The following is a 17,478-nucleotide window of genomic DNA, read 5'->3' as shown; positions in this document are numbered from 1 at the left end:
CCGCAGAGCAACGCAACTCGTACAACGGCATACCCTGCACTGTCAGCCAGTCTTATATGGAACTACGCAATTCGATTCCCCCGTGGCGATAGGAACCATCCGTTGCGTATACACTCCAACGACTTTCGCCCGTTATGGATGCTTGCTATGCGTTTTTCGTTTTCGGGGCTATTCGCCCGCTTGAACGCCCTGCTGGTCACGTCCTTTCTCGCCTTTCAGGCGGGGGCCGCGCCCACTCCCGCCGGGATCACGGAGATCACCTCTGTCGAGGGCATCACGGAATACCGGCTATCCAATGGCCTGCGCGTGCTGCTGGCGCCGGATGCCTCCAAGCCCACCACCACGGTCAACATGACCTATCTGGTCGGGTCGCGCCAGGAAAACTACGGCCAGACCGGGATGGCGCACTTGCTGGAACACATGCTGTTCAAGGGCACGCCCACCACCCGTAATGCCCTGGGCGAGTTCTCCCGCCGCGGCCTGCAGGCCAACGGCTCGACCTCGAGCGATCGCACCAATTACTTTGCCAGCTTTGCGGCAAACCCCGAGACGCTGAAATGGTATCTGGGCTGGCAGGCCGACGCCATGGTCAACTCCTTGATTGCCAAGGAAGATCTCGACTCTGAGATGACCGTGGTGCGCAACGAAATGGAAAGCGGCGAAAACAATCCCTTTCGCGTGCTGATGCAAAAAATGCAGGCCGCTGCCTACCAGTGGCACAGCTATGGCAAGAGCACCATTGGCGCGCGCTCCGATGTGGAAAATGTCGACGTCGGTCAACTGCGCGCCTTCTATCACGAGTATTACCAGCCCGATAACGCCGTCCTGATCGTTGCCGGCAGCTTCGACCCGCAAACAACGCTGGAGGCGATCAGCGAAACCCTGGGCAAACTGCCCAAGCCCGAACGCAAGCTGCCGCCGGAATACACCGTCGAGCCGGTTCAGGACGGCGAGCGCGCCGTGACCCTGCGACGCGCGGGCGGCACGCCGCTGGTGGCCGCGATGTACCACATCCCCGCGGCCGGCAGCCCCGACTACATCCCGTTCGATCTGGCCGCGACCATCCTGGCCGATACCCCGTCGGGCCGCCTGTACCAAGCCCTGGTGCCGACCAAGTTGGCCGCGGAGGTCTTCGGTTTCACCATGGATCAACACGATCCCGGTGTCGCCATGTTCGGCGCCCAGTTGCAGCCCGGCATGGATCAGGACAAAGCCCTTCAAACCCTCACCTCGACCCTGGAATCGCTGGATAAAAAGCCCTTTACCCAAGAGGAACTGGATCGCGCCCGCAGCAAGTGGCTGACCGCATGGCAACAACTCTATGCGGACCCAGAGCAAATCGGCGTCGCGCTGTCAGAGGCCATCGCGGGTGGTGACTGGCGCTTGCTCTTTTTGCATCGCGACCGTGTTCGTCAGGCCAAGCTCGCAGACGTACAACGCATCGCGAACGAGTATTTGACCGCCAGCAATCGTACCGAAGGCCGTTATATCCCGACGGAAAAACCCAAACGTGCACCGCAATTGGTGCGTGCAGACTTGGGCGCAGCACTGAAAGACTACAAAGGCGATGCCGACTTCAAGCAGGCCGATGTCTTTGATCCGTCGCCGGCCAACATCGACAAGCTGACGCAGCGCGACAGCCTGGAGCTGCCCAATGGCACCGTCCAACTGGCTTTGCTGCCCAAAACCACCCGCGGCGGGCGGGTCCAGGCCGAATTGCTCGTCCAGTTCGGCGATGCGGCCAGCCTGCGCGGCCAACGTATCAACGCCGCGGCCGTCGCCGATCTGCTCGAACGCGGTACGCCTACCCTGTCGCGCCAAGTGATTCAGGACCGTTTCGACGCGCTGCAAGCGCAGGTCTCGTTCAGCGGCTCCGGCACTGATCTGACTGTCTCGATGTCAGCCGCTGGCGAGCACTTGCCCGCGCTGATCAGCCTGGTGCTGGACGTCGTGCGCAACGCCAATTTCCCGGAAGCCGAAATCGAGGAATATCAACGTCAGGCACTGACCTCGATACGCAGCGCCATGACCGAACCCACAGCCTTGGCCTCGCGTGCGCTGGCGCGCCAGGACAACCCGTGGCCTGCCGACGACGTGCGCTATGTGCCTACCTTTGATGAGGCCCTGGCACAGACCGAAGGCATCAAGCGTGATGCGCTGGTGGCGTTTCACAAGCGGTTCTACGGCGCCGGCACGGTGAAGTTCTCCGCCGTCGGCGAGTTTGACGTCAACGCAGTCAAACAATCCCTGACCGAAGGGCTGAAAGGCTGGCAAAAGGCACCGGCGTACACCCGCCTGGATGATCCTTATCACGACATCAAAGCGCAGAACTTCGATATCGAAACGCCCGACAAGGCCAATGCCTTCTACATTTCGCGGCTGCCCCTCAAGCTGCAGGATACGGATCCGGATTTCCCCGCGCTTTATTTGGCTAATTTCCTGCTGGGCACCTCGGAAACCTCGCGCCTGTGGGACCGCGTTCGCGAAAAAGAAGGCCTGTCGTACAACGTACGCAGCAATCTGTCAGTGTCCTCGTACGAGCCTACGGGCAGTTGGACGGTCTATGCGATCTATGCGCCGCAAAACCGTGAGCGCCTGGAAACTGCCATCAAAGAAGAGCTCGCCCGCGCCGTGAAAGACGGTTTCACGGCCAAGGAAATCGAAGACGGCATCGCCGCCCTGCTGAACTATCGCAAACTGTCTCGCGCCCAAGACAGCGTGCTGGCCTCAGCCTGGGTCGACTACCTGAGTCGTGGCCGGACGTTCGAATGGTCCGCGCAATTCGACCAGAAAATCGAGGCACTCACCCCCGATTCGGTCAATGCCGCTTTGCGCAAATATCTGCAACCCTCGGCATTCAGCACTGCCGTGGCGGGGGACTTTGCCGCTCAGCAAAAAAAGAAGGCACCCTAGCTTTCTAAACCGGACACCCGTCTATATCGGAGTGTCTGTCTATCTGGGAACGCCGGCTCGATGCCGGCGTTTTTTATTGCCGGGACGTCCCAACACCATTTAGAAGAAGCGTCCGATTTCGCAGCCAAAGGCGCGCGATGAAATCCCTTACCATGGGCAACGGGAATACATTTCTCAGGCAGCCTGATCGTCTCCAGGCTAGGATAAGCGGCGAGACCCTCGTCATCACACGCCACGAGGCGCGAGACACGGAAAAGCCGCTGAATTGTTTTAAGGCCCAAGACAAATGGAGGTCACCCCATGAGACCCGTAACCTCAGGCCAGCCACTTCCGACCAACGTGGCAGACGCCGACATTGAGGCGCCCCCTCCCCCCGCCCGTGAGGCGCCCTCGGCTAGCCAGCTCCAGACACCTTCGCCCAATATCGAACCGAACAATATGCCCTTCCAAGGGGTTTACGGCCGGGTCGACCCCCGTGCCCCGACCCGCGCAGAGGTTCACGCGGAGGCGGTCCGAGCGAACAAGGCAGGCGAGATCCCTCGCGGCGAGCAGCCTTACCCCATGCCCCGTGCGTCCCCCGTTCCCGGCAAAAGTCGGCAGCAGGTCATCGCTGAGCTCGCAGAGGCCAAAGCAGCCGGCCAAGTCACTTACGGTGAACAAGAGTATCCCGTATCGGCAGTTTCATCAGCCCCTGGCAAGACCCGTGAACAGGTACGCGCCGAATTGAACGAGGCCAAGGCCGCCGGCCTGGTGACCTATGGCGAACAAGAATACCCGGCGACACCCGCCCGGCCCGCCCCGACCAAGCCAGACGAACCGACTCGTGGAGGGTCGCTGATCGACAAACTCCGAGATACGCTCAAAACACTCTTGGGGTATGGCAAGTAGCTGATATTCCGGCATTTTTTCAATAGCAAACGCGCCCCTCAAAAGTCGCTTGGCGCCACCAGCCTAGAGCCCCGTCACGTCCGCGTGACGGGGTTTTTATTTGTTCAGCAAGCCGACATATCAATTCCATTTTCACCAAAAATCCCAGTTATTCCGATGATTACTCGTTTAAATGGAAAAATATTTTCAGAAAATCAGGGTTTATCCCAGGCATCAGCAAGCGCACAATTCAGTCATCGGGAAACAAACACGAACCACGACGGAAGGCCGCCGGATTCCATCCCAAATTCACAGACAAATGGAGGTCTTATCATGAAAACCCTAACTTCTGCCCTGCTAGTTTCGATGAGCTTGTTGAGCGCCGGCGCCTACGCCGCCTCCCCCAATATCGAACCTAACAACGTGCCTTTCCAAGGCGTTTATGGCCAAGTCGATGCCAACGCCCCGACCCGCGCCCAGGTCGTAGCCGACCTGGCCCAAGCCAAGGCTGCTGGCCTGGTGACCTACGGCGAACAAGAGTACCCCGTAGCAATCGCCAACCACTCGAACAAGAACCGCGACCAAGTCGTTGCCGAGCTGGCTCAAGCCAAGGCCAATGGCGAGTACTCCTTCGGCGACCTGGACTATCCCATTGTTCGCTAAGCGGTGAACACCACCGCGCTCACAAGGTGCGGCGGTAGCAGTGCCTGCAGTTGATGTAGCAGTACGAAGCAGTAGCAGTAGCAGTACCAAGCAGTGAAATGCAGTACGTAGTTGAAGTCGCAGTAAGTAGTTGATGTAGCAGTAGTTTTAGCTGTTGAAGTTGCAGTCCTGATCGTTGTAGCAGCAAGCCGGGCCCCGTCACATCCGTGTGGCGGGGCTTTCATTTTGTCCCCTCGGCCAACGCGTCACTTCCATTTTCAACAACAATCATTAAAGAAAATCTGATTACGCATAAAAATGGAAAGATATTTCCAACCAATCAGGGTTTATCCCAGGTGCCAGCAAGAGCACAATGAAGTCATCGGGAAGCAAACACGAACCACGACGGAAGACCGCCGGATTCCAACCCCAAACTCAGACAAATGGAGGTCTTATCATGAAAACCCTAACTTCTGCCCTGCTAGTTTCGATCAGCCTGTTGAGCGCCGGCGCCTACGCCGCCTCCCCCAATATCGAACCTAACAACGTGCCTTTCCAAGGCGTGTACGGCCAAGTCGACGCCAACGCCCCGACCCGCGCTCAAGTCGTAGCCGATCTGGCACAAGCCAAAGCTGCTGGCCTCGTAACCTCTGGCGAAGAGGACTATCCGCCTCAAGTCTCCGCCACGTCCGGCAAGACCCGCGAACAAGTACGTGCCGAGCTGGCCGAAGCCAAAGCCACGGGCCAATACACGTTCGGTGAACTGGACTACCCGCCTGTTGCCCGCTAATTGCAAAGCGTTCCGAGCGATGTGAAGCAAGTAGTACGGAACGCAGCGCAAAGGCAAAAGCCCCCTGTCATGTGATGTGACAGGGGGCTTTCTTCATGCAGCGCCTGGGTCAGCCAGGGTCAGCTAAAAAACTCTTTGACCCGATCCGTCCAGGACTTGCTTTGCGGCGAATGGCGCTCACCGCCATCGCCAAGCGAAGCCTCGAACTGGCGCAGAATCGCTTTCTGCTCGTCACTCAGCCGCACCGGTGTTTCAACGACCACGTGGCAATACAGATCACCCGGATAGCTGGCGCGAACGCCACGGATACCCTTGCCACGCAAGCGGAACGTCTTGCCCGATTGAGTCCCCTCGGGAATAGAGATTTCGGCCTTGCCGCCAAGCGTCGGCACCTGCAGCTCGCCTCCCAACGCCGCCGTGGTGAACGGAATTGTCAGCTCGCAATGCAGATCGTCATCGTCGCGCTGGAAGATCTTGTGCTGCTTGATATGAATCTCGACATAGAGATCCCCCGACGGCCCGCCATTGATGCCGGGTTCGCCGTTGCCACTCGATCGAATCCGCATGCCATCGTCGATACCTGCCGGGATCTTGACCTGCAGGGTCTTGTTCCGGCGGAGGCGGCCGACGCCATCGCAAGCCACGCAAGGATCGGTGACTTCCTTGCCGCTGCCGTGGCAGGTCGGGCAAGTCTGCTGCACGCTGAAAAAGCCTTGTTGCATCCGCACAGCCCCTGAGCCGCCGCAGGTATGGCAGGTCTTGGGCGAGGTGCCGGGCTTGGCGCCGCTGCCGTGGCAGGTGTCGCAATTTTCCCAGCTCGGCACGCGGATTTCAGTGTCAAAGCCTTGAGCGGCTTGCTCAAGCGTGATTTCCAACGCGTACTTGAGGTCAGCGCCGCGGTATACCTGCGGACCGCCGCCCCCGCGACGTCCACCCGCCGCACCAAAAATTTCGCCGAATATGTCGCCAAAGGCATCAGCAAAGCCGCCACCCATGCCGGCGCCGCCCATGCCCGCGGCATTGGGGTCAACGCCCGCATGGCCATAACGGTCGTAAGCCGCACGCTTTTGTTCATCGCCCAGGACTTCGTAGGCTTCCTTGATTTCCTTGAACTTTTCTTCGGCGTCTTTGCTGTCCGGATTACGGTCCGGATGGTATTTCATGGCCAGCTTGCGGTAGGCCTTTTTCAGCTCATCGTCGGTGGCGTTTTTTGCCACGCCTAAAGCTTCGTAGTAATCGCGTTTTGCCATATTGAATCAGCCCGAAAACGAGCTATAACCTCGGTGATACAGAACGAATCCGCCCGGTAACCGGAAAATCCGGGTACCGGGCGAGATCAGGCGTCATAGACGGCCGTTATTGCCCGACTTATTGATCGCGCTTGACTTCTTTGAAGTCAGCATCGACCACATTGTCGTCAGCCGGCTTGGCTTCTGCGCCGTCAGCCTGCTGGGCAGCTTGGGCGGCCTGCATATCGGCGTACATCTTTTCGCCGAGTTTCTGCGAAGCCGTCGACAGCGCTTCGACCTTGGCGTCGATCGCAGCCTTGTCGCCATCCTTGAGCACATCCTCGACTTCCTTGATGGCGGCTTCGATGGACTCTTTTTCAGAGGCCTCGAGCTTGTCGCCATACTCGGTCAGCGATTTGCGGGTGGCGTGCACCAGCGCATCGGCCTGGTTGCGAGTCTGAGCCAGCTCGGCAATCCGGTGATCTTCCTCGGCATTCGCCTCGGCATCCTTGACCATGCGCTGGATTTCGTCCTCGGACAAACCAGAGTTGGCCTTGATGGTGATCTTGTTTTCCTTGCCAGTGCCTTTGTCCTTTGCAGAGACGTGCAGAATGCCGTTGGCGTCGATGTCGAACGTGACTTCGATTTGCGGCAGACCGCGCGGCGCGGGCGGAATACCCTCGAGGTTGAACTCACCCAGGCTCTTGTTGCCCGCGGCGATTTCGCGCTCGCCCTGGAACACCTTGATCGTCACGGCCGGCTGATTGTCGTCAGCGGTCGAGAACGTTTGCGAGAAACGCGTGGGGATCGTGGTGTTCTTCTGGATCATCTTGGTCATCACGCCGCCCAGGGTTTCGATACCCAGCGACAGAGGCGTCACGTCCAAGAGCAGCACGTCTTTGCGGTCGCCCGACAACACCGAACCCTGAATCGCGGCACCAGCAGCCACAGCTTCGTCCGGGTTGATGTCCTTGCGCGGATCCTTGCCAAAGAACTCTTTGACCTTTTCCTGCACCTTGGGCATACGGGTCATACCGCCGACCAGGATCACGTCGTCGATCTCAGAGACCTTGACGCCAGCGTCCTTGATAGCCACACGGCAGGGCTCGATCGTGCGCTCGATCAGTTCTTCGACCAGGGCTTCCAGCTTGGCACGCGTGATCTTCAGGTTCAAGTGCTTGGGACCGGAAGCATCGGCCGTGATGTACGGCAGGTTGATTTCGGTCTGTTGGCTGGACGACAGCTCGATCTTGGCTTTTTCAGCGGCTTCTTTCAGGCGTTGCAGGGCCAGGACGTCCTTGGACAGATCCACGCCTTGCTCTTTCTTGAACTCGCCGATGATGTAGTCGATGATGCGCTGGTCGAAATCCTCGCCACCCAGGAAGGTGTCGCCGTTGGTCGACAGAACTTCGAACTGCTTTTCGCCGTCCACGTCCGCGATTTCGATGATGGACACGTCGAACGTGCCACCGCCCAAGTCATACACCGCGATCTTGCGATCGCCCTTTTCGGACTTGTCCAGACCGAACGCCAACGCAGCAGCGGTAGGCTCGTTGATGATGCGCTTGACTTCGAGGCCCGCGATACGGCCGGCGTCTTTGGTCGCCTGGCGTTGGCTGTCGTTGAAGTAGGCCGGCACCGTGATCACGGCTTCGGTGACTTCTTCGCCCAGGTAGTCCTCGGCGGTTTTCTTCATCTTGCGCAGCACGTCAGCGGAAACCTGAGGAGGCGCGATTTTCTTGCCACGCACTTCAACCCAGGCGTCGCCGTTGTCGGCCTTGACGATGCTGTAAGGCATCAGGTCGATGTCTTTTTGAACGGCCTTTTCGTCGAACTTGCGGCCGATCAGACGCTTGACGGCATACAGCGTGTTGGTGGGGTTGGTCACTGCCTGACGCTTGGCGGGCGCGCCGACCAGGGTTTCACCATCGTCCATGTAGGCGATGATGGAAGGAGTGGTACGGGCACCTTCGGCGTTTTCGATGATTTTGACCTGGTTACCGTCCATGACAGCCACGCAGCTGTTGGTCGTGCCCAAGTCGATGCCGATGATTTTGCTCATGGTTGGAATACCTTGAATATTGATTTCGTAAGTACAGAAAATTGGGGAAAAAACTCAGTCTCAACCTAACTGGGGCTGCCAATGGGGTTTTTCAAGACCCTGGCGTGCTTTTCTGCTCGCCAGCGGACTCTGCGCCCTGCAGGCGGCCGACAGCTGCCGCGAACTGTGGCAGCCCGGGCCAACTGGTAATGCGTCCCAGGCGCTTGCCGCCGCGATAAAACACAAAAGTCGGCACGCCGTGCAACGCAAATCGCCGTCCTAACGCCTCGTCGGCGTAAACGTCAGCCTGAAACCAGCTCAATCCCAGATCCAGCAAGGCCCGCTGATGCAATAACGCGGCCTGCTTGAATAAATTGCAGTTGTAACAATCCTGGCCCCACAAGAATACGCATCGCAAGTCATCGCCCGGCGCCTCGATCACCGCCTGATCAATATCGGCGGTGCCGACAGCACGCATGGCGAACACCTCAAAAACCTGAGACGGATCAAAGGATGTGGAGCCAGACATGGTCGCGTGCCGATCAGCCTGCAGAAACGATCACCAAGGCCGGCCGCAGGGTACGGTCAGCGATCACGTAGCCCTTTTGCAAGGTCTGCACAATCGTATTGGCAGGCTGTTCGGCGGGCACAGAGGAAATAGCCTGATGCAGGTGCGGGTCGAACTTATCACCCTGCACCGGCGCGATTTCCTTGAGCAGATTGCGCTCGAATGCGCCGCTCAACTGCTTGAGCGTCACTTCGACACCCTCGCGCAGGGCTTCCAGGGTCTGGTCTGCCTGGGCTAGCGCGGCTTCGAGGCTGTCTTTCACCGGGACCAGGCTTTCGGCAAAGGACTCAATACCGAACTTGCGTGCCTTGGACACGTCTTCTTGGGCGCGACGGCGGACATTTTCGGCCTCGGCATGGGTACGCAGCAATTGGTCTTGCTGTCCAGTGACGGTGGCCTGGGCGGCCTCGAGCTCGGCGCGCAACGCGGCAATTTCGGCCTGCAGCGACTCGATGGTGACGGGCGCGGCGGCGCCTTGGTCCTCGGACTCGGGGGCTTGATCGACAGGCTCTTGAGATGCCGTCATGGGGGATCCTCCAAAAAACAATAGCGTAGGCCCCAATAATGGGGGCCTTATAGGCTATTTCAAGAGGCCATGCAGCAAATAGGGCTACTTTTCCCTGGGCTGGGCGGGTGCGGGCGGATCGCTGGCCGGAAAACTTTCTTCCAGTGCCTCGTCCAGCGCGTCTTCCTCTCCGTCCTGAGCGTCCGCCTTCGGCGCGACTGTGGCCGCGGGATCACTCGCGGGAAAAGACTCGTCGAGCGCCTTGTCGAGTTCGCCTTCGACGCGCTCGTCCTGTTTGGCGGGAGATTCGGTCCGGGGCGTCGCCTGCGTCCCAGGTTTATTGGATGTGCTCATTCGAGATCCCCTGAAAGCTGCCGTTCACTCATGCCCCGCCGACGCTGCGCCAACGGGACTCTCACGTTCTATTCTAGTGTACGGCCTCGGGTGATTGGCAGGGTCCAACCTTGTAAGTGATTGTCGGTCAACGCCGCCAATCCCTCGATCCAATCGGGATGATCGTTCAGTGCCGGGATATACCTGAACTGACGCCCTCCGGCTGCCAAGAAAGCATCACGGCATTCCTGGCTGATTTCCTCGAGGGTCTCCAGGCAATCGGCGACGAAACCCGGGCACACCACGTCAACTTCGGTAACGCCTTGACCCGCCAGGGCTTTCAGTGTGGGCTCCGTATAGGGCTCTAACCACCGGGCGGCGCCAAAACGGCTCTGGAATGTCACCTCGACCTGATCGGGCGTCAACGCCAGGCGTTCGCGCAGCAAGCGCGCCGTTTCCAGGCAATCACGGTAATACGGATCACCCAATTCGACCGAATAACGAGGCAAGCCGTGAAAACTCATGACCAGTTTCTGCGGGCGGCCATTCGTCTGCCAATAGTCCGAGATCTGACGCGCCAACGCATCCAGGTATCCTGCGTCTTGATGAAAACGCTTGATAAATCGCAGCTCAGGCTGATCCCGCAATTTGGCCACATGTCCCGTGACGGCATCCACGACAGTCGCTGTCGTGCTGGCGGCATACTGAGGGTACAGCGGGACGGTCAAGATGCGCTGGCAACCCTGCTGCCGCAATCGCGTAATGGCCTGCTCGATAGACGGCTCGCCGTAACGCATGGCAAGCTCCACCCGTACATCCCGGCCACGCGTCTGCAGCACACGCTGCACGCCCTCGGCCTGACGGCGGCTATACACCATCAAAGGCGAGCCTTCCTCCATCCAGATTCCCGCATAGCGCGGCTGCAAACGGCTCGGGCGCCTGGCCAGCACCAGGCAATGCAAGATCGGCAGCCACAAATAGCGAGGAATCTCGATCACACGGGAATCGGACAAAAACTCCGCCAGGTAACGGCGTATATCGCGCGGCGTCGGACTGGCCGGGGTCCCCAGATTGACCAGCAGGACACCGACAGGCCCTGCGTCTCGCGGCGCGGGATTGTCATCGAAAGGATCCGTCTGGGGGGGTTCAGGCAGGTAACGCTCAGGCCATAAATACTTGAACAAGCGCAGAAACACGAAATACCTCTCAAGAACCAAGCTGCCGGAGAGCCGGCTCAATGATCCGGCTGAATCTTAATGATTATGGCTGAATGCGTTGGACAGCAGGCGCGCCGTAATGTCGACAATAGGAATGACGCGCTCGTAGGACATGCGGGTGGGTCCGATGACCCCCAAGGTGCCGATCACCCTGCCGTCAACCCCATACGGAGCGGTGATCACGGATACTTCTTCCATGGGCAGTAACTGCGACTCGCCGCCGATATAGATCTGCACCCCTTGGGCACGGCTGGAAGTATCCAGCAATTGCAGCAAATCGGTTTTCTTTTCGAACAAGGAGAACATTTTGCGCAGCCGATCCATATCGGATGCGATATCCGTCACGTCGAGCAGCTTGCGTTCACCCGAAATAATCACATCGTCGCCATCCTCGGCTGCCTCAGCCCCGGCCTCGACGGCAGCCTGCATCAGACGCGAAATGTCTTCACGCAATTGTGCCAGCTCGGTCGTCAATGTACGGCGCACCGCATTGAAGGATTTACCGGCGAAATGCACGTTGAAGAAATTCCCGGCCTCGAGGAGCTCGGCCTCGGAATAGTCGCGCTGCACGGTCAAGATCCGGTTCTGGACATCGCCGTCGGGCGTGACGATGATGAGCAACACCCGTTTGCCCGACAAGCGGATGAATTCAATTTGACGAAATACCTGTGCACGTTTGGGTGTCAACACCACGCCCGCGAACTGCGTCAGATTGGACAACAGCGCCGCCGCGGCGTTGACCGCCCGCGAAGGCTCGGTGGCCGTCAAGGCGGCCTCGCCGAATTGCTGTGGTTGAAACTCGTACGGCTGCACCGCCAGCAGCGAGTCGACAAACATGCGATAGCCCCGCGGCGTAGGCACGCGGCCTGCCGACGTGTGCGGACTGTGTATGAGCCCCATGTCCTCGAGGTCCGCCATGACATTGCGTATCGTGGCGGGCGACAAATCAAAGACCTTGGATAGCGTGCGCGACCCTACCGGTTGTCCATCGGCAATGTGACGTTCTATCAGGGCTTTAAGTAATGCGCGGGCGCGATCATCCATGAGGGCTATTGTAGGGAAACTTTCAGAAATGGGCGATTTTTGTCCTGCAGCCGGATAAGCCGCCCCATATAATCGGCGAATCGACCCGGCCAATGTGCCGTTCCTATTGATTATCGGTCCTTTTCGCCATGCATTTTCCCATTGTTGCCCTGATTGGCAGACACCAGGATACGGGCCTGGACGCGCCGCTGCGCACCCTGGCAGAAATGCTGATCAAAGCCGGCCGGCAGGTATTGATCGACGCAGACACTGCACAGAACACAGGCCTGCGCGATTATCCCGTAGCCACCCTGAAAGAAATTGGCGAAACCGCCTCCTTGGCCGTCGTCATGGGCGGCGACGGCACCGTGCTGGGCGCCGCGCGTACGCTCGCCCCGTTTGGCTTGTCGATCGTGGGCATCAACCATGGCCGGCTCGGTTTCATCACCGACATCCCCGTACAGGAATCGCAAAACGCCCTGGCCCGCATCATCGAGGGCAATTATCGCGCCGAAGACCGCATGCTCCTGGAGGGCTGTGTCTGGCGTGGTGATCAATTGATGTACACCGCGCCTGCCCTGAACGATGTGGTGCTCAACCGCGCCGGACGCGGCGGCATGATCGAGGTCCGTGTCGAAGTGGACGGGGCCTTCATGTATGCGCAACGCGCCGACGGCCTCATCATCGCCACGCCGACGGGATCCACGGCCTATGCATTGTCTGCCAATGGTCCGATTTTGCATCCGGGCCTGGACGCCATGGTGCTGGTGCCCGTGGCGCCGCAGACGCTGTCCAACCGTCCGATCGTCATCCCGGGCACTGGAGTACTCAGCATGACGTTGACAGCCATCGGCCGCGTCGAAACCGGCGCGAGCGTGCATTTCGACATGCAGACATGGTCCGATTTGCAGCCGGGCGATCGTATTTCCGTACAGCGTGCGCCGCACACGATCCGCTTTGTGCACCCGGAGGGCTACAGCTTCTTTTCGACCCTGCGCCGCAAGCTGCATTGGAATCTGATGCCTCAGGCGTCTGACAGCGTGGAATAACCGTACCGACTATCACCTATGTTGCGCACCCTGCATATTCGCGATTTTGTCATCGTCGAACAGGCCGAGATTCATTTCGGCTCGGGTTTTACCGTTTTTTCGGGCGAAACCGGCGCCGGAAAATCCATTTTGATCGATGCCCTGGCCCTGGCACTGGGCGGGCGCGCCGACGCGAGCGTCCTGCGCGAGGGGGCGGCTCGCGCAGATATCACCGCCATGTTTGATACGTCGGCAACACTGCGCAGTTGGCTGACGGAGCGTGACCTGGACAACGGAGACGAGCTCGCGTTGCGCCGCGTCGTGGATGCACAAGGCCGCAGCCGCGGCTATATCAACGGTATGCCGGCCACACTGACGCAATTACGCGAGCTGGGCGACAGCCTGGTGGATATCCATGGGCAGCATGCACACCAAAGCCTCATGCGCCCGGATGCGCAGCGAGATCTGCTGGACGCCCATGGCGGCCATGCCGAGCTGCGCCAAGCCGTCGCTCAGACATGGAAAGCCTGGCGGGCAGTCGCCCGCCAATTGGAACTGGCCGAAAAAGACGCTGCAGGGCTTGCCGCCGAGCGCGAGCGCCTGCAATGGCAAGCCGACGAGCTCGACCAATTGGCGCTGCAGGCTGACGAATGGGACAGCCTGCAATCCGAACAATCGCGCCTGGCCCATGCCCAAGCCTTGCTGGACGGCGCTGGACAGATCCTGGAGGCGCTCGACGGCGAAGACGACTCGGCCCTCCATCGTCTGAATACGGCTCAGCATCGCCTGCAGAACATGCTGCGTCACGACGCCGGGTTGCAAGGCGTCGCCGACGAAATCGAATCCGCGCGCATTGCCATGGCCGAAGCCGTCTCGGATCTCAACAACTACGTCAGCCGCGTCGAACTCGATCCTCAACGCCTGGCCCAAGTCGACACCCGGATGAGCGTGGTGTTTGAAATGGCGCGCAAGTTCAAAACCGATCCAGAGGCCTTGCCGGCGCTGCGCGACAGTGTGCATGCCCAGTTGGCCGACCTGCAAGCCGCAGCCGATATAGACGCCTTGCGCGCGCGCGCCGAAACAGCCGAAACGCAATATCTCGCCGCGGCCAAACAACTGTCCGCAGCGCGTGCCAAAGTCGCCAAAAGCCTGGGCAAACAAGTCACCCAGGCCATGCAGACGCTCGCCATGCAAGGCGGCCGATTCGAGCCGATCGTCACCGCAGGCGCCCCCTCGGCACAGGGCAGCGACCAAGTCGAATTTCTGGTGGCCGGCCATGCCGGCACCACACCGCGTCCGTTGGGCAAAGTCGCATCGGGGGGCGAACTCTCCCGGATATCTCTGGCGCTATCCGTCATCGCCAGCCGTGCGGCACGCGTGCCCACTTTGATTTTTGACGAAGTCGACAGTGGTGTGGGCGGCGCCGTTGCGGAGGTCGTCGGGCAACTGCTCAAGGAGCTCGGCGAACGCCATCAAGTTTTGTGCGTCACCCATCTGCCGCAGGTCGCCGCCTGCGGTAATGCGCAATATCGGGTCAGCAAAAAAGAAACGGCAGGCACCACGCGATCGCAGATTGCCGAATTGGACGCCGATCAACGCGTCGAGGAAATTGCCCGCATGCTAGGCGGCATCAAGATCACGGCGACGACGCGCGATCACGCGCGCGAAATGCTGGGTGGTTTGGCCGAACAAGCAGCGCGCTAAGTCGATCGACGGAAAATGCCCCCTTGCATGGGGGCGTTTTGATTTTCGGGCAGCCCGGCACACTCGGTACAGTCAGAACAATACGTAACGATTGCTGACCGACCTCGCGGGCAACGGGGCGGCGGCACGAGGCCTGATGAGCCTCGGACGTGCCGCCACGAGCCTATCAGCCCTAGCGGGTTTTTTGGCAGTCGCCGCAGATGCCGTACAGCACCATGGCGTGGCTTTCCAAGGCAAAATTGTTGTCTTTTGCCACTTTGTGTTGACGTTTCTCAATGTCGGGATCGGAAAACTCGACTACCTTGCCACAATTGGTGCAGATCAGGTGGTCGTGGTGATCGCCGTCATTCAGTTCGAAAACCGCCTTGCCGCTGTCGAATTGGCTGCGGCTCAGGATGCCGGCCTGCTCGAACTGTGTCAGCACGCGATAAACCGTCGCCAGGCCGATTTCGACGTTTTCGCCGATCAGTGCGCGATAAACATCCTCGGCGCTCAGGTGCCGTTGGTCTGCTTTGCGGAAGATATCCAGGATTTTTAGACGAGGAAAAGTCGCCTTCAAACCCATGTTTTTCAGTTCGCTTTGGTCTGTCATGGTGTAATCGCTCTCTGTCCGCGGTGGCAAGGGCAGAAATTGCGGCGCACAAACTGAAGCAGCGCGCCGCCCTTTTTCCGCTGCCCACGGAGCTACCGCATTGTGAAACCTTTATGATAACGGTTTTACCCGCTTTAAATCACAGATAGGGGCGCTTGGTGTCCATCATTGCACGTATTCCGACCCGGTTCCTGAAAACCGCACTGGCAGCCACCGCCGTCGCAGCCGTTATGGCGGGCTGCTCTTCCGACAAATGGGGCTTCCCCTACAAAGCTCCTGTCCAGCAGGGCAATTGGATCACTCAAGAGCAAGTCGCCCTGCTGCAGCCTGGCATGACGCGCGAGCAAGTCCGCTTTGCATTAGGCAGCCCTACGTTGACCAGTGTCTTGCACGCGGATCGCTGGGACTATCCGTATTACTTCAAGCCTGGCTACGGCGACCCTCAAGAACGCAAGTTCACGGTGTGGTTCGACAATGACCGCCTGGTACGCTGGGAAGGCGACAAGCAGCCCGATCTGCAACCGTTCCAACTGAATGCAGAGGGTAAACCCGAGGAAAAGATTGACGAGCAGATCGACGCCGAAACCGCTCGCCAGAATGCCGAGGGGGCTATTCAACCCGCTGTCCCGGCTGATGCGGCACAGTTGCCCGCGCTGGGGACGCCGCCGGGCGGCGCCCTGCCCGCAAATGGCGCCAACGGCGCAGATACGGCGGTCTCGCAACCGGACACGGCGTCTCAGCCGGCCTCCGACTCAGGCAGCGGCATTCGTGCACCGAGCATGTCCGAATCAGACACATTACCGCCGCAGGATACATCCAGCGATGCCGCTCGCCAGCGCGAGTTGCGATTGAATGCGCCAAGCACGGGCTCGTCCAATCCCGCCACCGGTGGCGCCGAGCCGCTGCGTTGATCGCGGTTGCCAGAGGAAAAAACATGCGTATCGCTATTGCAGGCGCAGGCGGCCGTATGGGCCGCATGCTCATCGAAGCCGTCCTGAATGCTTCGGATATCACACTCGCTGTTGCCTTGGATCGTGCAGGCTCTCCTGACCTGGGGCAAGATGCGGGCGCGTTTCTGGGCCGCGAGACTGGCGTCACCATCACGGATCAACTTGACGCGTTGGCCAATGCTGACTGCCTGATCGATTTCACTCGCCCTGAAGCTACGTTGGCGCATCTGCAGGCTTGCGTGCAACACGGCACTCGAATCGTGATCGGCACGACGGGTTTTGACGATGCCGGGCGCGCCGCCATTGAGGTGGCGGCACAAAAGATCGGCATCGTTTTCGCGCCCAATATGAGCGTGGGGGTAAATGCGACGCTCAAGCTGCTGGATGTCGCTGCGCGTATTCTGAACTCCGGGTATGACGTGGAGGTGTTCGAAGCGCACCATCGCAACAAGGTCGATGCTCCGTCAGGCACTGCGCTCAAGATGGGTGAGACGGTTGCCTCGGCTTGGGATGTTGCGCTGCCTGACGTCGCGACCTGGACGCGACATGGCGATACGGGTGTGCGCCAGCCTGGCACTATCGGGTTTTCGGTGGTGCGGGGGGGGGATATTGTTGGCGACCATACGGTGTATTTCTGCGGGGACGGTGAGCGTATCGAGATCACGCATCGATCCGGCAGCCGGGCGACTTATGCTCAGGGGGCGTTGCGGGCGGCGCGGTTTTTGAGCGACAAGGGGCGCGGGGTGTTTGATATGCAGGCGGTGTTGGGGTTGTAGGCTTGCTGCCTCTGACGTGGCCTTGATCTGCGGGAGCGTTGGGTTCTTTTGGCGTCGATGCGGGGCAGTGGCCGCGTTGGGGCTTCGCGGCGTCGGTCGGCCGCCTGCGCGGCCGACATCGCTTCGTCAACCTCGTCGCTGCGCTCCTTCGGTTTCCCTCGCTCGACGCCGAGGCGCCCCAACGCGGCCACTGCCCCGCATCGACTCGCAATGTCTCCAGCTCGTTGCATCGCTGGGACGAGTTTCTTGCTTAGGCTTCGTAGGCGCCCTGTCTTGTTAAAAAGAAGATCCTGCAGGGCC

Annotated in this window: 15 protein-coding genes and 1 pseudogene; 8 read left to right on the top strand and 8 right to left on the bottom strand. The window is 59.7% G+C overall.

The window, feature by feature from the left end:
• Positions 1 to 147: 147 nt before the first annotated feature.
• The 4 genes from ACYVIT_RS25900 to ACYVIT_RS25885 all read left to right on the top strand — a co-directional run bounded on the left by ACYVIT_RS25900 (position 148) and on the right by ACYVIT_RS25885 (position 5,212).
• A complete protein-coding gene (locus ACYVIT_RS25900) occupies positions 148 to 2,913 on the top strand; it encodes a M16 family metallopeptidase (protein ID WP_415807036.1) in 2,766 nt (921 codons plus the stop codon).
• Positions 2,914 to 3,213: 300 nt separating this feature from the next.
• Positions 3,214 to 3,801, top strand: a complete 588-nt coding sequence (locus ACYVIT_RS25895; RefSeq protein WP_460478308.1) for a DUF4148 domain-containing protein — start codon at positions 3,214 to 3,216, stop codon at positions 3,799 to 3,801.
• A gap of 312 nt (positions 3,802 to 4,113) precedes the next feature.
• Complete coding sequence (locus ACYVIT_RS25890) at positions 4,114 to 4,443, top strand: DUF4148 domain-containing protein (protein WP_415805799.1); 330 nt, start codon at positions 4,114 to 4,116, stop codon at positions 4,441 to 4,443.
• Between the two features lie 436 nt (positions 4,444 to 4,879).
• A complete protein-coding gene (locus ACYVIT_RS25885) occupies positions 4,880 to 5,212 on the top strand; it encodes a DUF4148 domain-containing protein (protein ID WP_415805798.1) in 333 nt (110 codons plus the stop codon).
• Positions 5,213 to 5,331: 119 nt separating this feature from the next.
• Here the strand turns inward: ACYVIT_RS25885 and dnaJ are convergent, their stop codons facing one another.
• The 7 genes from dnaJ to hrcA form a co-directional block, all read right to left on the bottom strand.
• Complete coding sequence (dnaJ, locus tag ACYVIT_RS25880) at positions 5,332 to 6,462, bottom strand: molecular chaperone DnaJ (RefSeq protein ID WP_415805797.1); 1,131 nt, start codon at positions 6,460 to 6,462, stop codon at positions 5,332 to 5,334.
• Positions 6,463 to 6,580: 118 nt separating this feature from the next.
• Positions 6,581 to 8,503 carry a molecular chaperone DnaK gene (dnaK, locus tag ACYVIT_RS25875; RefSeq protein ID WP_415805796.1) on the bottom strand — a complete coding sequence of 641 codons (1,923 nt, stop codon included), beginning with the start codon at positions 8,501 to 8,503 and terminating at the stop codon, positions 6,581 to 6,583.
• Between the two features lie 91 nt (positions 8,504 to 8,594).
• The gene (locus tag ACYVIT_RS25870; RefSeq protein ID WP_415805795.1) at positions 8,595 to 9,011 is read right to left on the bottom strand and encodes a thioredoxin family protein; all 417 of its coding nucleotides are present in this window, start codon (positions 9,009 to 9,011) and stop codon (positions 8,595 to 8,597) included.
• Between the two features lie 13 nt (positions 9,012 to 9,024).
• Positions 9,025 to 9,576 (bottom strand): nucleotide exchange factor GrpE, encoded by a 552-nt coding sequence (grpE, locus tag ACYVIT_RS25865; protein WP_094820068.1) that lies wholly within the window; start codon positions 9,574 to 9,576, stop codon positions 9,025 to 9,027.
• Positions 9,577 to 9,660: 84 nt separating this feature from the next.
• On the bottom strand, positions 9,661 to 9,909 hold the full coding sequence (locus tag ACYVIT_RS25860; protein WP_415805794.1) for a hypothetical protein: 249 nt from the start codon (positions 9,907 to 9,909) through the stop codon (positions 9,661 to 9,663).
• Positions 9,910 to 9,977: 68 nt separating this feature from the next.
• On the bottom strand, positions 9,978 to 11,084 hold the full coding sequence (gene hemH, locus ACYVIT_RS25855; RefSeq protein WP_415805793.1) for a ferrochelatase: 1,107 nt from the start codon (positions 11,082 to 11,084) through the stop codon (positions 9,978 to 9,980).
• Positions 11,085 to 11,141: 57 nt separating this feature from the next.
• Entirely contained in the window at positions 11,142 to 12,149 is a 1,008-nt protein-coding gene (hrcA, locus tag ACYVIT_RS25850) for a heat-inducible transcriptional repressor HrcA (RefSeq protein ID WP_415805792.1), read from the bottom strand.
• Positions 12,150 to 12,277: 128 nt separating this feature from the next.
• Here hrcA and ACYVIT_RS25845 point away from each other — a divergent pair, with 128 nt between their 5' ends.
• A complete protein-coding gene (locus tag ACYVIT_RS25845) occupies positions 12,278 to 13,177 on the top strand; it encodes an NAD kinase (protein WP_415805791.1) in 900 nt (299 codons plus the stop codon).
• Positions 13,178 to 13,195: 18 nt separating this feature from the next.
• Positions 13,196 to 14,860, top strand: a complete 1,665-nt coding sequence (gene recN, locus ACYVIT_RS25840; RefSeq protein ID WP_415805790.1) for a DNA repair protein RecN — start codon at positions 13,196 to 13,198, stop codon at positions 14,858 to 14,860.
• A gap of 172 nt (positions 14,861 to 15,032) precedes the next feature.
• On the opposite strand, the gene fur is transcribed toward recN, so the two are convergent.
• Positions 15,033 to 15,452, bottom strand: coding sequence for a ferric iron uptake transcriptional regulator (gene fur, locus ACYVIT_RS25835; protein ID WP_415805789.1), 420 nt, complete (start codon positions 15,450 to 15,452; stop codon positions 15,033 to 15,035).
• Between the two features lie 164 nt (positions 15,453 to 15,616).
• Between fur and ACYVIT_RS25830 the strand changes: the two are divergent.
• Together ACYVIT_RS25830 and dapB are read left to right on the top strand one after the other, a co-directional pair.
• Positions 15,617 to 16,117 (top strand): annotated as a pseudogene (locus ACYVIT_RS25830) (outer membrane protein assembly factor BamE); the annotation flags it as partial.
• A gap of 269 nt (positions 16,118 to 16,386) precedes the next feature.
• Positions 16,387 to 17,178 (top strand): 4-hydroxy-tetrahydrodipicolinate reductase, encoded by a 792-nt coding sequence (gene dapB / locus ACYVIT_RS25825; protein WP_460478307.1) that lies wholly within the window; start codon positions 16,387 to 16,389, stop codon positions 17,176 to 17,178.
• The last annotated feature ends 300 nt before the right edge of the window (positions 17,179 to 17,478 follow it).

Source organism: Bordetella muralis (assembly GCF_054781015.1).
The sequence above is the reverse complement of the archived record's forward strand: the minus strand, read 5'-3'. Positions and strand labels throughout refer to the sequence as shown.

Excerpts from the sequence above, each read along its gene's own strand:
- ACYVIT_RS25900 (WP_415807036.1), top strand. The coding sequence starts at position 148 with ATGCGTTTTTCGTTTTCGGGGCTATTCGCCCGCTTGAACGCCCTGCTG.
- ACYVIT_RS25895 (WP_460478308.1), top strand. The coding sequence starts at position 3,214 with ATGAGACCCGTAACCTCAGGCCAGCCACTTCCGACCAACGTGGCAGAC.
- ACYVIT_RS25890 (WP_415805799.1), top strand. The coding sequence starts at position 4,114 with ATGAAAACCCTAACTTCTGCCCTGCTAGTTTCGATGAGCTTGTTGAGC.
- ACYVIT_RS25885 (WP_415805798.1), top strand. The coding sequence starts at position 4,880 with ATGAAAACCCTAACTTCTGCCCTGCTAGTTTCGATCAGCCTGTTGAGC.
- dnaJ (WP_415805797.1), bottom strand. The coding sequence starts at position 6,462 with ATGGCAAAACGCGATTACTACGAAGCTTTAGGCGTGGCAAAAAACGCC.
- dnaK (WP_415805796.1), bottom strand. The coding sequence starts at position 8,503 with ATGAGCAAAATCATCGGCATCGACTTGGGCACGACCAACAGCTGCGTG.
- ACYVIT_RS25870 (WP_415805795.1), bottom strand. The coding sequence starts at position 9,011 with ATGTCTGGCTCCACATCCTTTGATCCGTCTCAGGTTTTTGAGGTGTTC.
- grpE (WP_094820068.1), bottom strand. The coding sequence starts at position 9,576 with ATGACGGCATCTCAAGAGCCTGTCGATCAAGCCCCCGAGTCCGAGGAC.
- ACYVIT_RS25860 (WP_415805794.1), bottom strand. The coding sequence starts at position 9,909 with ATGAGCACATCCAATAAACCTGGGACGCAGGCGACGCCCCGGACCGAA.
- hrcA (WP_415805792.1), bottom strand. The coding sequence starts at position 12,149 with ATGGATGATCGCGCCCGCGCATTACTTAAAGCCCTGATAGAACGTCAC.
- ACYVIT_RS25845 (WP_415805791.1), top strand. The coding sequence starts at position 12,278 with ATGCATTTTCCCATTGTTGCCCTGATTGGCAGACACCAGGATACGGGC.
- recN (WP_415805790.1), top strand. The coding sequence starts at position 13,196 with ATGTTGCGCACCCTGCATATTCGCGATTTTGTCATCGTCGAACAGGCC.
- fur (WP_415805789.1), bottom strand. The coding sequence starts at position 15,452 with ATGACAGACCAAAGCGAACTGAAAAACATGGGTTTGAAGGCGACTTTT.
- dapB (WP_460478307.1), top strand. The coding sequence starts at position 16,387 with ATGCGTATCGCTATTGCAGGCGCAGGCGGCCGTATGGGCCGCATGCTC.